9 protein-coding genes are annotated in these 15,400 nt (G+C 43.2%); 5 read left to right on the top strand and 4 right to left on the bottom strand.

Annotated features, from left to right (window positions below; translation table 11 throughout):
- Window positions 1-441 precede the first annotated feature (441 nt).
- Entirely contained in the window at window positions 442-2,622 is a 2,181-nt protein-coding gene (locus QUB63_RS08670) for an FAD-dependent oxidoreductase (RefSeq protein WP_442921769.1), read from the bottom strand.
- Window positions 2,623-2,759: 137 nt separating this feature from the next.
- Here QUB63_RS08670 and QUB63_RS08675 point away from each other — a divergent pair, with 137 nt between their 5' ends.
- The 5 genes from QUB63_RS08675 to QUB63_RS08695 all read left to right on the top strand — a co-directional run bounded on the left by QUB63_RS08675 (window position 2,760) and on the right by QUB63_RS08695 (window position 13,007).
- On the top strand, window positions 2,760-3,272 hold the full coding sequence (locus QUB63_RS08675; protein WP_332944492.1) for a hypothetical protein: 513 nt from the start codon (window positions 2,760-2,762) through the stop codon (window positions 3,270-3,272).
- Window positions 3,273-3,363: 91 nt separating this feature from the next.
- Window positions 3,364-4,125, top strand: coding sequence for an HpcH/HpaI aldolase family protein (locus QUB63_RS08680; RefSeq protein WP_332944494.1), 762 nt, complete (start codon window positions 3,364-3,366; stop codon window positions 4,123-4,125).
- Window positions 4,126-4,541: 416 nt separating this feature from the next.
- On the top strand, window positions 4,542-5,210 hold the full coding sequence (locus tag QUB63_RS08685; RefSeq protein WP_332944496.1) for a 2OG-Fe dioxygenase family protein: 669 nt from the start codon (window positions 4,542-4,544) through the stop codon (window positions 5,208-5,210).
- An 878-nt stretch (window positions 5,211-6,088) separates the two neighbouring features.
- Complete coding sequence (locus QUB63_RS08690; protein ID WP_332944497.1) at window positions 6,089-11,434, top strand: trifunctional serine/threonine-protein kinase/ATP-binding protein/sensor histidine kinase; 5,346 nt, start codon at window positions 6,089-6,091, stop codon at window positions 11,432-11,434.
- A gap of 43 nt (window positions 11,435-11,477) precedes the next feature.
- Window positions 11,478-13,007 carry an ATP-binding protein gene (locus tag QUB63_RS08695; RefSeq protein WP_332944499.1) on the top strand — a complete coding sequence of 510 codons (1,530 nt, stop codon included), beginning with the start codon at window positions 11,478-11,480 and terminating at the stop codon, window positions 13,005-13,007.
- A 286-nt stretch (window positions 13,008-13,293) separates the two neighbouring features.
- Here the strand turns inward: QUB63_RS08695 and QUB63_RS08700 are convergent, their stop codons facing one another.
- The 3 genes from QUB63_RS08700 to QUB63_RS08710 form a co-directional block, all read right to left on the bottom strand.
- Window positions 13,294-13,707: a nuclear transport factor 2 family protein gene (locus tag QUB63_RS08700; protein WP_332944501.1), complete on the bottom strand. Its 414-nt coding sequence runs from the start codon at window positions 13,705-13,707 to the stop codon at window positions 13,294-13,296.
- A 39-nt stretch (window positions 13,708-13,746) separates the two neighbouring features.
- Complete coding sequence (locus QUB63_RS08705; RefSeq protein ID WP_332944503.1) at window positions 13,747-14,331, bottom strand: pyridoxamine 5'-phosphate oxidase family protein; 585 nt, start codon at window positions 14,329-14,331, stop codon at window positions 13,747-13,749.
- Window positions 14,332-14,663: 332 nt separating this feature from the next.
- Window positions 14,664-15,284: a glutathione S-transferase family protein gene (locus QUB63_RS08710; RefSeq protein WP_332944504.1), complete on the bottom strand. Its 621-nt coding sequence runs from the start codon at window positions 15,282-15,284 to the stop codon at window positions 14,664-14,666.
- Window positions 15,285-15,400: the final 116 nt, after the last annotated feature.

Consider the following 15,400-nt stretch of genomic DNA (forward strand, 5'->3'; position numbering starts at 1 on the left):
CGGGTTGAGGCTGCTGCAACCCTAGCTCTCATGAGTTTTTGGGGATGGTATTGCTATTATCTGACTAAATTAGTGGTAGATTGCTTCTGTCAAAGGATGGATGACAAATTGGTGTTTATTATGGTATGGGTTTGACATTAGACCTGGAGCGAAAATAAAGTCAAGCGCTACAGGATGCTTACTCCACAAGAGCTTTGATGTACGATCGCATAAAAAGCTTCCCTTCCCCCGGATTACAAAAAGTCGGCTATTGCAATTACCCTCTTGAGGTGTCAAATTGGAGTCTGGAGTAATTGGAGACACAACAGGTAAGTCAAAAAACCTTGTTAAACCATTGGGAAAGTCGGAAGCCCGGAGTGCGCCTGTGGCTTCCGATATCCGGCGGCAGTTTGTAGGGTAAGGTGCGCGGCTTTATAGCACCCTACAGATTACCAACTGCGATTATTTCCAATTTTGCCACGAACTATTGAAGATAGAAGTACCCGGAAATGCGATCGGATTCTTATTTTGCTGCAACCGCAACTGCAACGCCTCCAAATTCGGCTCGCGGGACGGCAATTCGTCCACCAATTCATAAGGTATAATCCCCTTTTCTAGGGAAAAAGCAGCCGTAACTCCCGCCGCCGCACCGGCAGACCATTCAAAAGAATGCACTCGATAAGCAGCCGCTGCCGTATGACTGACAGCAATACTTTTACCCGCCACTAACATATTGTCAATCTTTTGAGGAATCATTGCCCGCAGCGGAATTTGGAACGGATAAGCTTGTCCTTGACCTTTGCGAGTGCCTTCGCGTTCGGTATTTCCCGGTGCTTCCGGGGGGCTGTTGGTCATGCAGGGGTGAAAGTCGATCGCGTAATGACCGATACCCACAGCATCTGGATAAATCGTCGCGCGCGATCGAGATTTTGTCTCATCAACAGACTGACTTCCCACCGCCAAAGCCGGCGCATTCAAACCACCCACAGCCAACCACAAATTGCGATACTCTTGTTCCGACAAATTCTGGCGGTAAAAATCAGCCTTAAAATCAGTCCGAGACATATCAACTTCCCACACCGTAAAACCTTGAGGCTGATTGAAACTCGGGCGACCAATAATGCGCCTGCCCTCCCGCATATAAGGATATTTAGAAAGTCCGTGTACCGTCCCCATCGGCGAATCCAACCCGCTCAAAAAACGATTGTTGGGATAAGGCTTTTTCACTCCATTACCTAATTGCGAGTCAGTCGTTCCTGCTACCAACCAGTAGAAATATCCTTTGGCATTTTCTTCGCCGCGGCGCAAAGTTTCCGTTCGCAAACCGCCCATCCAGCCGCCCGGTTGCAGTTGACCGTTTGCTTCCAATTGCGATCGAGAATAAATTAAATTATCCTCAGCAGAACCGGGACGGTAGTCATTGCCCCAAGTCCAGTTTTGCATGGAAATATCCCCAGGATAAATCGGGAATTGCTTCGGGTCAGAAGGGCGCGGCTCATCCGGTCTCATACTCCTAATTTGGCGGTAGCTGAAAACGAGCGGAAAACTCGCCAATCTAGCCAATTCGTAACTGTAGTAAGGAGCGTATTGTTGATAGAAAGACGGCACTTGATGCTGCTGCGGTTCCTTCGTTGCCTCCATCGCAAAGGTGTAGGTAAAACCTTGAGTGCAGTAAGCGTCGCCGGTGGGGCTGGCAGAAGAAGGTTCGAGAGGGGAACGCGGGTCAATTCCGAGGCGGTAGGGAACATCGGCAAGTCCGATCAATTCGCCTGTTTCAGTGGCATCTACCACGTACCAATCAGCACCCCCCCTAGCCCCCCCTTGTAAAGGGGGGGAACTTTCAGCAGCCCCTCCTTGTAAAGGGGGGGAACTTGTGGAATTTCCCCCTGTTCTGGGGTTATAAGGGGTGCCTGATGCTTTAGGAATAAACCGAATAATAGTTTTGTTAAATCGCGCGGAATTTTCGTAGCGATAGGCATCTTCGATAGTTTGAGACAGAGTTTCGGTGTTGATTGGCCCGGTGTTGGCGGCCGGTTTGTGTTGAATGGCGATCGCACTTTTAATTTGTTGGCCCCCAACCGCATTCTCCGCCACAGCCCGAGTAATTGCTAGTTCTTTAATCACCGTATTGGGAAACCATTTCAGCTTGCCATTGCCTCTTTCGGCCGCATCTTGCAAGATGTCAAATAAAATTTTGTGGCCGTCGTAGGGCATGAAACAGGAATAGCTAACCCAACAGCCGCCGGGATTTAGCCTCCCGTAATGTTCCTTAATTCGCCGCCGCAATTCTAGGTAGCCGCGGGGGTAAAATAAGAGCGATCGCTGAGTTTCTCTTTCGTCTAGTGCGGAAGTTCCCTGGGAGGAAATTTGACCGCCCAGCCAGTCAGTAATTTCCGTGATGCAAACGGTGCGCCCGGCGAGCAAACCTTCGTAAGCGGTAGCAGCACCTGCGAGCCCGCCGCCTGCTACGAGAATGTCGCAAGTTTCCTCTTTGTCGGGATTGCGAGGAAGCGCGGCAAACGCTGGGGTAATAGCCCAGATCGAGGTAATTAGGCTGAGGGTGAAGGTGACGAGCGATCGACCTTTGAGCGAAAATAGATACCGTCGCAGTTTCATCGGAGATTGTGGAATCAATTTAGACATAGCAGTGAAAAACACTCATCGCATCCAAATGTTTATTTTGCAGTATACTGGTATTTCGCCGTGCTGTCAGGGCAAACTTTTTTTTATATAAGAGGCATTAATACCATCAACAACTATATAAAAGCAGGATAAACCTTATGCTCAAAATCGTCAAATTTTTTAGCTCGTTGATTCCTTTTGAGAGTTTAACAATTACGACCAGTTTAACTTTTTCGGAAGTTTTGCACAGGTTGGACGAAGTTGTCACTCCTCCCAAACTTTTTAGAATAACTCTACCCTTCGGCCCGCCACCTGCCAAACCTTATGAAGGAACAATTTCTGGCAATACCTTCAAAATAAATCGCATCATCATCGGCCGCAATTCATTTTTCCCCATTATCAAAGGAGATATCCATTCTCAACCGTTTGGTTGTTCCATCAAAATTAGGATGAGTTTACATAAAATAGTCATAGCATTTATGATTCTTTGGCTGTGGACAACAGGAAGTATTGGAATGTTTTCTTTATTTGCTTGGTTCGTAGAACCATCAGTGGGGCCAATATTTGTCCCCATCCTAGGAATGTTTTTATTCGGCTGGCTTTTGTGCTTGATTCCCTTTAGAATAGAAGCAAAAGCAGCTACAAAATTTCTCTCAATCCTCTTAACATAAAGTAACTTATGGCGGAAAATTGTGAGCTATAAAATGTAAAATAATCCGCGTTAATCCGCGTTCATCTGCGGTAAAAAAAAACTCAAAATTTATGCGTCAAAACACACTAAAACAAAAAATCAAACAAGGCGAAACAGTCCTCGGCTTATTTATGAACTGCGCCTATCCCGCATTCATCGAAATCTGCGGTCATGCTGGATTTGATTTCGCCGTCATCGACATGGAACACGGCCCCTTACATCCACTTGCTGCTGAAGATTTGTGCCGCGCCGCCGACTGCACCGGCATTGCACCCATCGTCCGCGTCCGCAAAAACGACGGGCCGCAAATTCAACGAGCTCTCGACATCGGCAGCGCAGGCGTTCAAGTACCTCAAATTGAAAGCAAAATCGATGCCGAAACCGCTGTCAGAAGCGCTAAATACAGTCCTTTGGGCGCGCGGGGCCTTTCTTTCGCTACGCGGGCGGGACTTTACACCGCCGCAGGTACAAATATCACCGACAAACTCAACGAAGAATCTTTAGTTGTGATTCATGTCGAAGGTAAAGGCGGCATCGACAATCTGGCGGAAATTGTGACTGTGCCGCAGGTTGACGTGATTTTTCTCGGGCCTTACGATCTGTCACAGTCGATCGGCATTCCGGGCCAAGTTCGCGATCGGCGAGTCATCGACATGATGCACGAAGCAGTGCAAACCATCCGCAAAGCAGGCAAAGCAGCAGGTACTTTTGCCGAAAACCCCGAAATCGCCAAGCAGTGGATGGATGCTGGCGTTCAGTATGTCGCCCTTGGGGTGGATGTTGCCGTCTTCCTGCGGGCCTGTCAGTCGCTGGTGAAAGCGGTGCGGAATTAAGAAGAAGGAATTCGTCAAGCGTGAAGTCGTCCGAAGGAAGAAAGTAAGAAAGGAATAAGGAAGAAAGAAGAAGACATACACAGCAAGCTTTTGAGCGAGCCGTATTTTACGTTTAATTAGGTGAATTTACTTAATATACCAAATCCGGTTAGAGCCGAATGATTCCGAGCTCGCTAGCGAGCTTAAGAACTCGCATTCCACTCGGAAAGTCAAAACTGTCGCGCAGGAACGGCAGAAGCCGATTGTTTTTGCCTCAATTTATCCATTTTGTTGAGCTTAGCCGTCATCTTTACGATATCTTTGCAAATTTTGTAGTGTTTTTGACGACACATTCAAAAAACCTGAGCTAGAGTAGAAGTATAAACCTTCTTAAGGCAAAACTTAGAAGGGGAGCAAGGCTTAACGGAGAATAATCAATGAAAACCGTATTAGAATCCATTCAATTGGACTATGCTTTCATGTTTACTTTCAAAAAAGTAAACTCGATTAAGCTAGAAGGTTTCAAGCCATTTTTTAACGATATGCCAGTCGATCCTTATATTAAAGGCAAGTATCGTTCCAGAAGATTGTCGCGGTTTGCAGTGAACGGGAATGAGTTAGTTAAGTTACCTCACGGCTACTTGTTTCAAAGTAAAGAGTACAATCCGGTGGTGGGGGACATCCGGCGCGAATTTGCCGAATTGGACGATCGGCTAATTGCCCTCGATAACTTCAAACAACTGATTTTTGCTTTTTTCGATTCTTGCAAAATTCACCCGGAAGCTGAAATCGGCATCCATCAAATCAGGACGAGTTGTTCGCCGCACAATTTCGGCAACCCCGCACCGGAAGGCATTCACCAAGACGGTACTGATTTTATCGGCATCTTCTCGGTTGACAGAACTAATATTGTAGGCGGGGAAACGCATTTGTACTTGGCTAAAAAAGAGAAGCCTGTTTTTAATAAAATTCTGCATCCGGGAGAATTGCTGTTAGTTAACGACCACGAGTTTTTCCACTTTACTACACCGATTAAACCGGAATCTGAAGGGGTGGGAACCAGGGATGTCTTTGTGCTGACTTCTCCGAGTTTGCTTTGCGATTGAGGAGTTGGAAAATTGGGCGGGGAGCATCAAGCGTGAGAGCTTTTATATGAGCGCGAGCCTCCCCGCTCGCTACTAGATATATATATAAGCTTTGCTAAAGGGACTTAAACATTTTCTAGCCACTTTAGGAGCTGAAACTTCCTCGCTCGCAAGGGAAAGAGATCTACGATCTAAAAATGCCTAAAACCCTCGCTCTAACTAAATTCATGCCCATGCAAGCTAAAAGTCTTTCTCGATTTGGGTTTGAAGCCATTTTAGCTTTAGTTTTTGCCTAAGTCCCGTTAAAGAGAGCAGAACAACTGATTGATAATTGGTACGAAATTCAACGGAATTTTTCTCTTCAGGTAGCCCGTGATTTCATTCTCAATTATCTGAATCAACAAGTATCTCTAAAAACTGAATATTAACAGCTCCCTAAGTGCACGATTAATTGGACTTGTCGCAGCTCAACAAATATCCGTGCTTTTTACAACTGTTTGTAATGGCACAACCTTAATCCGCCGTCGGGATTACCTTATTTTTGCACCTTATACACATTTGAGTTAATTTATCAATGCGTAAGTTCTAGATATGAGCGGGTCTAGGCCTATCTGACGATCGATCTAGTAACTCTAACAAGCCGTACAAATCTCCTCTGAAGACCAACGCCGATCGCCCTTCACTCTTTTCTGCCTGCTTTTGGAGGAAACTGTAGAGCGATCGCACTCCTAACATGAATTTTTATTTTTATTTTTTTTAAGAAATGTTAAAAAATAAATTTTTAAGTAAAGCTTTAGTTTTGCTTAAAGTGCAGAGTAGAATTAGGTATCAGAGCATACATCTACTTATAAATTGACACTTGATAAAATGAGTATTAATACTTAAAAAAGGCTGCAAGAATGATTAACTTAGCTGGCTACGAGATTACCAACCAAATTCAAGAAAGTAACAATTCTTTAGTTTGCCGAGGACTGAGAAAGCAAGACAACCAACCAGTCATTCTCAAATTTCTCAAGCAAGATTATCCGATGCCAGCTTCGTTAGTCAGGTACAAGCAGGAATACGAAATTACACGCAATCTTAACCTAGAAAGTGTGCCTAAAACCTACAGCTTAGAAAGATACCAGAACAGTTTGGTTATCATTTTCGAGGATAGTGGTGGAAAATCATTAAAGCTGTGGTTGACTTCTCAAAAACTTACCTTAGAAGAGTTTTTGTTAACAGCTATTAAAATAACCAGAGCTTTAGGTCAAATTCATCAACATAACATTATTCATAAAGATATCAACCCCAGCAATATTATTATTAACTCGACAACAGGGCTAGTTCAAATTATAGATTTTGGCATCTCTACTGTTTTAACTCGTGAGAATCCTACCCTAAAAAATCCTAATGTTTTAGAAGGCACTCTGAGCTATATATCGCCGGAACAAACAGGCAGAATGAACAGATCGATCGACTACCGCACGGATTTTTACTCATTAGGAGTCACTTTTTACGAACTGCTAACGGGGCAACTGCCATGGGATTACAGCGATGCGATGGAATTAGTCCACTGTCACATTGCTAAACAAGCAGTCCCGCCCCATGAAATCAATCCCGAAATAAAAATTCCTAAAGCCGTTTCTGATCTAGTAATGAAGCTGTTAGAAAAAACGGCTGAAAAAAGATACCAAAGTGCTTGGGGAATCATCGCAGATTTAGAAGAATGCCTGGAACAACTACAGGCAAAAGGAACGATTGCTGATTTTGCGATCGCCCAAAAAGATATTACAGATAAGTTTCAAATCCCTCAAAAACTCTACGGGAGAGAACGAGAAGTAGAAACCTTATTAGCTGCTTTCGAGCGCGTCAGCAATGGCACAACAGAAATTATGTTAGTGTCGGGTTACTCTGGCATTGGCAAATCTGCCTTAGTGCAAGAAGTTTATAAACCGATTACTAAGGCAAGCGGTTATTTTATTGCCGGGAAATTCGACCAATTTCAACGCAATATTCCTTATGCGGCTGTTGTTAAAGCTTTTGGGTCCTTAGTCAAGCAACTTTTAACTGAGAGCGAAACGCAACTGGGCGCCTGGAAAGAAAAACTTTTAGCGGCGTTTGGTGATAACGGTCAAATCATTATAGATGTCATTCCCGACGTAGAATTCATTGTTGGCAAACAGCCACCCGTCCAAGAGTTAGGTGCTACAGAATCGCAAAACCGTTTTAATTTAGTCTTCCAAAAATTTATCCGGGTGTTTTGTTGTGTCGATCACCCCTTAGTCATCTTTCTGGACGATTTGCAATGGGCTGACTCCGCTACTTTGAAACTGCTGCAAGTAATGATGGCAGATGAGGAAACAAAATACTTATTTCTAATGGGTGCTTATCGAGATAACGAAGTTAGCCCCACGCATCCCTTAATCATGACTCTGGAGGGGCTGCAAAATCAAGGCGCGACTATTAACCACATTACCTTAACTCCCTTAGATATCGAACATATTACTAACTTGATAGCTGATACTGTGCGGAGGGATAGAGGCTCAGTCATCCTCCTAGCTGAGTTAGTCGTCGGTAAAACTCAAGGCAATCCTTTTTTTGTCAATCAGTTTCTCAGAACTCTCTATGAAGAAAACCTCCTGAATTTTAATTCTGATCAAAGAAACTGGGATTGGAATATTTCAAAAATCGAAGCAGTAGGAATTACCGATAATGTGGTTGAGTTGATGGTCGGTAAATTGAGAAAAATGCCAGATTCCACTCAGCAGGTTTTACGGTTAGCCGCTTGTGTGGGCAATAGTTTTGACTTAAATACTCTCTCCATAGTCAACGAAAAATCTACCGCCGAAACTTTTACAGAGCTAGTGCCCGCAATCCAAGATGGATTAATTTTAGCCACTTCTGAACTCGGGGTAACAGAAGAAGAAATTGTTCAGTCTCATCTGGTCATTACTACTTACAAGTTTTTGCACGATCGCGTGCAACAAGCAGCTTATGCTCTGATTGAGGAAAGTTCTAAAAAAATAGTTCACTTGCAAATTGGTCGCCTGCTTTGGCAAAATACCTCGACAGAGACGCGAACGGAAGAAATATTTGCGCTCGTCGATCATTTGAATTTAGGAATTGAACTGGTTAGCGACGAATCCGAACGAACTGAAATCGCCAAACTAAATTTAATTGCTGGTCAAAAAGCCAAAGCTGCAACGGCTTATGCTGCGGCTACCGAATATTTGCAAGCAGGGCTGAGACTGTTAGTAGAAGATAGCTGGACTAATCATTACGAACTGACGTTAGCGCTGTATGAGGAAGCAGCAGAGGCAGCTTTTTTGAGCGGTGATTTTGAAGGAATGCAGAGCTTCGTTGAGATAGTACAAAACTGCGCTAAAACGCTACTGGACACAGTAAAAGTGTATGAAGTCCAGATCCAAGCTTACATGGGACAGAACAGGCTGCTAGAAGCGGTTAATACAGCTCTACAAGTTTTAAAGCGGTTCGGAGTGGAGTTTCCCTCTCAGCCGAACCCATCAGATATTGGGCAAGCATTGACAGAAACTGCGACAATTTTGAATCACTTGCGAATTGAGGATTTAATTGACCTGCCTCAAATGAGCGATCCCTATAAACTAGCAGCCATGAAACTTTTATCAAGTATCTTTTCTCCTGCATACATGGCTGCTCCTGCGCTGTTGCCCTTGACATTGTGTAAACAAGTAGATTTATCCGTCCAATATGGTAATGCTTCCGCTTCTCCCTTTGCTTATGCTAATTATGGTTTTCTGCTTTGCGGAGTGGTGGGAGATATTGATTCAGGTTATCAATTCGGTCAATTGGCTTTAAATCTATTGTCAAAGTTAAATGCTCCAGAAATCAAAGCCAAGACAGTTGTCATAGTGAATGTATTTATCCGACATTGGAAAGAGCATCTGAGAGAAACATTAGAACCTTTGGTATCAGTTTACTCTAGCGGACTAGAGACGGGAGATTTAGAATATTCAGGCTATGGTTTACTAATGTACTCCTATTTCGCTTACTTTATCGGCAAAGAACTGACGGTTCTTGAAAGAGAGATGGCAACTTACAGAGATGCTGCTCATAAAATCAAGCAACAAACAGCCCTTAATTATATAGAAACCTATTGGCAGGCTACCTTAAATTTGCTGGGAAAAAGCGAAAACTCCTGCATTCTAAAGGGTAAAGCCTGTGATGAGGAGTTGAAGTTGCCATTTTACTACCAGGCAAACGACAAAGTGGGAGTGGCATACATATATTTGAATAAAATTTTACTTTGTTATTGGTTTGAAAATTACTCAGAAGGCATTGAAAATACTACTATAGCAGAAAAGTATTTAGATTCCCTAGTAGGATTGCCCGTTATTCCAGTTTTTCATTTGTACGATTCTTTGGTGTGGTTGGCGGTGTATTCTGATACTCCACATTCAGAGCAGCAAAGCATTCTTGACAGAGTACAAGCTAATCAAGAAAAAATGCAGAAATGGGCGCATTATGCTCCAATGAATCATCTACACAAATTCTATCTAGTGGAAGCAGAACGATATCGAGTTTTAGGTCAAAAAGTAGAGGCAATGGAAATGTACGACAAGGCTATTGCCCTTGCCAAAGAAAACCAATACATCAACGAAGAAGCACTTGCTTACGAACTGGCAGCCAAATTTTATATGTTATGGGGCAAAGAAACGATCGCCCAAGTTTATATGCAAAACGCTCATTATAGCTACCAAGTCTGGGGCGCTATAGCTAAAGTTGAGGATTTAGAAGAAAAATACCCCCAATTCCTAGCTAGAATATCAGCCAAGACAACAACTCAAACAAAAGTTAACCGAAAAACTACCACGCCTACTACCACTAGCACTAATTTGGGAGAAACCTTAGATTTAGCCACAGTAATGAAAGCTTCCCAAGCGATTTCGGGTGAAATCGTTTTGAGTAAGTTGCTGGAAAGGTTGATGAAGATTGCGATCGAAAATGCTGGCGCCCAAAAAGGCTTTTTGATTTTAGAAAAAGCGGGAAACTGGGCGATTGAGGCTGAAGGTTCGGTGAAGGGGGATGAAGTTAGCGTGTTGCGATCGCTTCCTCTGAATGCAAAAGCTGATTCTGGGGAAATGCCCAAACTGGCAAGTGCGATCGTCCACTACGTCATCCGCACCCAGGAAAATGTGCTTTTAAATAACGCCACGCAAGAGGGACAATTTACCCGCGATCCTTATATTGCAGCAACTCAACCGAAATCGATTCTCTGCACCACTCTGGTACACCAAGGCAAACTGACAGGCATTCTTTACCTGGAAAATAACCTAACAGAAGGAGCTTTTACTACAGATAGGCTGGAGCTGTTAAAATTGTTATCTGCCCAAATTGCCATTTCCATTGAAAATGCCCAACTCTACAATAACTTGCAGGAGTTCAATCAAAACTTAGAGCAATTAGTAGGCGATCGCACCCACGAATTATCCAACACGCTGGATGCTTTAAAAGCGACTCAAAGTCAGCTAGTGGAATCTGAAAAAATGGCATCCCTAGGAGGATTAGTTGCAGGCGTCGCCCACGAAATTAATACTCCCATCGGCGTGGGCGTTACCGTTGCGTCAGCTTTGGCAGAACATACCACAGAATTTGCTTCTACTTATAAGAGTGGCAAAATGAAACGCTCCGAATTAGAAGAATTTTTGGATATAGCCACCCAAAGCAGCAACACCCTTCTAACTAATCTAAATCAGGCAGCAGCATTGATTCAGAGCTTTAAAGAAGTGGCAGTCGATCGCTCTAGCGAAGAACGACGAACTTTCATAGTAAGAGATTATCTGGATGAAATTTTAATCCAATTAAAACCAAAATTGAGAAATAGCAAACATTCGATCGAAATTAAGGGAGATACCCAAATTGCCCTAGATTCTTATCCAGGTGCATTATCCCAAGTTGTCACAAACTTACTGATGAACTCTCTGATTCATGCTTACGAACCGGGCGAATCTGGTCAGCTCGTTTTTGATTGGCAACAAGATGGATCTCGACTTAGCTTTGAATATTCCGATGATGGTAAAGGCATTCCTCCAGAAAATTTAAGTAAAATTTTTGAGCCATTCTTTACTACCAAACGCTGCCAGGGAGGTAGCGGATTGGGATTGCATATTGTCTACAATTTAGTTACCCAAAAACTTCTGGGTGAACTACAATGTAAAAGTGAGGTGGGAGTGGGAACGAAATTTATTATTAAGTTGCCCCTACAAATCGATTCACAACCGTAGTTTTCTAACTCAAAGCATCAGTAACAAATAAAGGTGAGCAACAATGGACAATATTTACGGTTTTTTAACTAAAGAATCATCTCAAAAAATACTATTGGCTGAAGAAGTTAACTCATATGAGGAGTTACTTTTTGCAGATGAAGTATCTGAAGATAGTCCGACTGAAAGCTGGAAAATTTTGATTGTAGATGATGAGGCTCAAGTTCACACAGCTACCGATATTGCCTTAAGAAAGTTTGTGTTTGAAAATAAATCCTTAAAGTTTATTAGTGCTTATTCCGCTACTGAAGCTAGACAGTTAATCCAAGAACATCCTGATGTAGCCATCATCCTGCTTGATGTAATCATGGAAACGGATGATGCTGGCTTAGAGTTTGTTAAATATGTCCGCCAAGAGTTAGGCAATCAGTTAGTGCGAATTATTTTACGCACGGGCCAACCCGGACAAGTACCAGAAAAAAGCGTTATTATCAATTACGATATTAATGACTATAAAACTAAAACTGAATTAACGACAACAAAGCTATACACTACGATGCTAACAGCTTTGAGAAGTTTTTGTCTCGGTCATAAATTGCAGTCGGAAATAGAGCGGCGCGAACAAGTAGAGAAAGCACTCCGTATCAGTCAAGAAAAAGAACACCAAAAAGCTCTTGCCTTAGAGCATTTTGTCAAAGAGCTGCAAGAAACACAACTCCAGCTAGTTCAAAGTGAAAAAATGTCTAGTCTCGGTCAATTAGTTGCAGGTGTAGCTCATGAAATTAACAATCCGGTTAACTTTATTTACGGCAACCTCTCGCACGCCCACGACTATATTAAAGAACTCATCTATGTGTTGAATCTTTACCAACGGTATTACCCGCAACCTGAAGCAGAAATTATTCATGAAATAGAAGATAGAGAGTTGCCATTTATCATAGATGATTTACCAAAATTGCTTTCTTCCATGCAGTTAGGCATCGAACGCATTCGCATTATTGTGGATTCTCTGCGAAATTTTTCGCGCTTAGATGAAACAGAAATCAAATCAGTAGATATCCACGAAGGTATTAATAGCACCTTGATGATTTTACAGCATCGCCTCAAGGCTAAGTCAGATCGTCCTGCTATTAACGTGATTAAAGACTATGGCGCCTTGCCACTTGTGACCTGTTATGCAGGTCAGCTTAATCAGGTGTTTATGAACCTTTTAGCGAATGCTATAGATGCTTTGGAAGAGCGGGGAAGTAGAGAAAATGGTACAGTTTTTCATCCCCAAATTTTGATTCGTACTGAATTCGTACCGGGGAATTCGCATGACAACATTAGCAATGGTTCAGGCATTAGGGTAACAATTGCTGATAATGGTATTGGCATGAATGAGAAAGTTATTTCTAAACTTTTCAGTCCCTTTTTTACTACTAAGCCAATCGGAAAAGGTACAGGGATGGGATTGTCAATCAGCCGAAAAATTTTACTAGAAAAACACTGCGCTCAATTGCACTGTATTTCTACGCCAGAGCAGGGAACGCAGTTTATTATTGAGATGCCGACTATCTGTACAGCAACCAATTTCGCGGTATCTATGGTCTAGGTAACTGATGGGGCTGAATCGATCGTATAGCCGTTTTCAGTTGCAGGGAAGAAATCAGCAGTAATTCCGAAAGTTACGCTAACCGGCTTAGACAAAAAGTGAAGCCAAAATGGCTTAAAACCTAGATAGAGAAAGACTTTTACCTCTAATGGGCATGAATCTAATATTTACAAGGGTTTCAGGCATTTTTAGGTCATCAACCTCTTTCCCTGGCAAGCCAGAGGTGTTCAGCCCCTAAAGGGGGGAGAAAATGTCTAAGGCCCATTAAGCAACTCACAGATAACTCCTATCGAAACTTCCGTTCAGACTCTTTAATGGGAACATCATTAATGCTGGCTTCACGTCTTCGCATTAACCCATTTTCTGCAAATTCCCACTGTTCGTTTCCGTAGGCGCGATACCAGTAGCCGGAATCATCGTGCCACTCATACTCGAAGCGAACAGAAATCCGATTGTCTGTAAAACTCCAGAGTTCTTTCTGTAAACGGTAATCTAGTTCCTTTGCCCATTTTCGTGTTAAGAAAGCCTTGATTTGTTCCCGTCCGCTGAAGAATTCGGCGCGGTTTCGCCACTGAGAATCTTCGGTATAAGCTAAGGCTACTCGTTCTGGATCGCGGGTATTCCAGGCATCTTCGGCGGCTTGAACTTTGGCTTTAGCTGTTTCCAGCGTAAAGGGCGGTAGAGGTGGTTTGGTTTCCATAAGTAGTTTTGTGGTTTGTGACTGTAAAAGGTTTTCAGATTAGCGATCGCCCAGCAGCATTTCCAGCTCAGCAATTCTGGCTTGCAGTGCCGCAACTTCCTGTTCGGAATAGCGAAGGGGAATATGTTGCGGACAATTCCAGTTCCAGGCTTCGACTTGAAAGAGTATAACTCGTTCAACTTCCGAGTCATCTTCAGGTATTCTCAATCGCTCAATTAGTTCGCGATCGCCCTCTACATATCTGGCTCTCCCCCAAATTTTCAGTCGTTTACGGTGACGGTAATCCATGATAAATATAAAAGCTTTGTCGTTGTCTGAAAGATTACCAACCGTTACATACTGAACATTTCCTTTGAAGTCGGCAAAACCCAATGTTTTCTCATCCAGAACTTGCAAAAAACCTGGATGACCACCGCGAAACTGAATATAGGGATAGCCATTAGAACTAACAGTTCCCAGATAAAATCCATCGATTTGAGCAATGAACTCTTCAATGTCAGGTGTTACCGCATCGTTCTCAGGCCCAAAGAGTTCAAACCGAGCGTAAGTTTCTCGCGATCCACGTTGTGCTTGGGCAGCTTTGACAGCGGGAGTGAAGGCAATTTTGGTAAATTTACGAGGCATGGCACTGTCCTCTTGATAATTTTGATATTCCTCAACGCAGGCGGGGTCAAAAATCCGGTTTCTGCGTTAACGTCGATGAGCGATGAAAACCTGTCATTTTGACTCTTAATTGGTTTTTTTTGCGTCTGGGACTGTTTTATTTGAACGGGAGAAGCGAAAAGATTATTTACCCGAAAGAATTGGTTTAAAGCCTCTCCCTTTTAGGGAGAAATTAAAATCCGACTATTCATTACTCCAATCCTCTTCCTTCCAGGTAGAGGTCTCTCTCAACTGTCAACTGTCAACTGTCAACTGTCAACTGAATGAACCTTCTCCTCCAAAGTTCTGCATCGCTATACCGTTGCAGGAGCCTCAATTCCTGACATCTCGATGAACCCAGGAAGTTGTTTGATTTGTGTAATCCAGTGTTGAACGTGGGGATAGGGAGCAAGGGAAATCTTGCCATCGGGAGCCAAATACACATAGGGAAAGACTGCCACATCTGCGATTGTCGGATGTTCAAATTCTAGCCATGTGCGATCGCTCAAATGTTGATTTAGTTGAGCGAGAATCAACTCTGCTTTTTGAGTTGCCCGCTCAATGTTGATGTTGGTTGCTGCACCAAACAGATAGTAAAGACGAGCGTGTTCGGGCCCTTGACGAATTTCACCCGCAGTTGTTGACAACCAACGCACAACTCGACTCAGAGGTATAGTATCTAAGGGTAGCCATTGGTCGCCACCGTACTGACGAGCTAGATATACTAAAATCGATTGAGCATCAGCAAGGATGGTGTCACCATCGACTAACAGGGGAACTTGACCGAAGGGATTGAGAGCAAGAAATTCTGGTGATTTGTGTTCGCCCTTCAACAAATCGACTTTGATCCATTCGTATTCAAGATTCAGGAGTGAAAGTAAAAGTCTGACTTTGTAGCTGTTGCCAGACACTTCGTGACCGTAAAGCTTAATCATGGGTGATACCTTCTGATTGGAGAAGAGAGAACAATAGATGATAGACAACACTTTGCAGGTGTTGTGAATTACTCAACGTTTGTACTGTTCGTTCGGTATCATTACTGTACCGACCG

This window comes from Microcoleus sp. ARI1-B5, from assembly GCF_036705795.1.
In the GTDB taxonomy this organism is placed as follows: Bacteria; Cyanobacteriota; Cyanobacteriia; order Cyanobacteriales; family Microcoleaceae; genus Microcoleus.

Coding starts and splice junctions, on each gene's coding strand:
- QUB63_RS08695 (WP_332944499.1), top strand. CDS start 11,478: ATGGACAATATTTACGGTTTTTTAACTAAAGAATCATCTCAAAAAATA.
- QUB63_RS08705 (WP_332944503.1), bottom strand. CDS start 14,331: ATGCCTCGTAAATTTACCAAAATTGCCTTCACTCCCGCTGTCAAAGCT.
- QUB63_RS08670 (WP_442921769.1), bottom strand. CDS start 2,622: ATGTCTAAATTGATTCCACAATCTCCGATGAAACTGCGACGGTATCTA.
- QUB63_RS08700 (WP_332944501.1), bottom strand. CDS start 13,707: ATGGAAACCAAACCACCTCTACCGCCCTTTACGCTGGAAACAGCTAAA.
- QUB63_RS08710 (WP_332944504.1), bottom strand. CDS start 15,284: ATGATTAAGCTTTACGGTCACGAAGTGTCTGGCAACAGCTACAAAGTC.
- QUB63_RS08690 (WP_332944497.1), top strand. CDS start 6,089: ATGATTAACTTAGCTGGCTACGAGATTACCAACCAAATTCAAGAAAGT.
- QUB63_RS08675 (WP_332944492.1), top strand. CDS start 2,760: ATGCTCAAAATCGTCAAATTTTTTAGCTCGTTGATTCCTTTTGAGAGT.
- QUB63_RS08685 (WP_332944496.1), top strand. CDS start 4,542: ATGAAAACCGTATTAGAATCCATTCAATTGGACTATGCTTTCATGTTT.
- QUB63_RS08680 (WP_332944494.1), top strand. CDS start 3,364: ATGCGTCAAAACACACTAAAACAAAAAATCAAACAAGGCGAAACAGTC.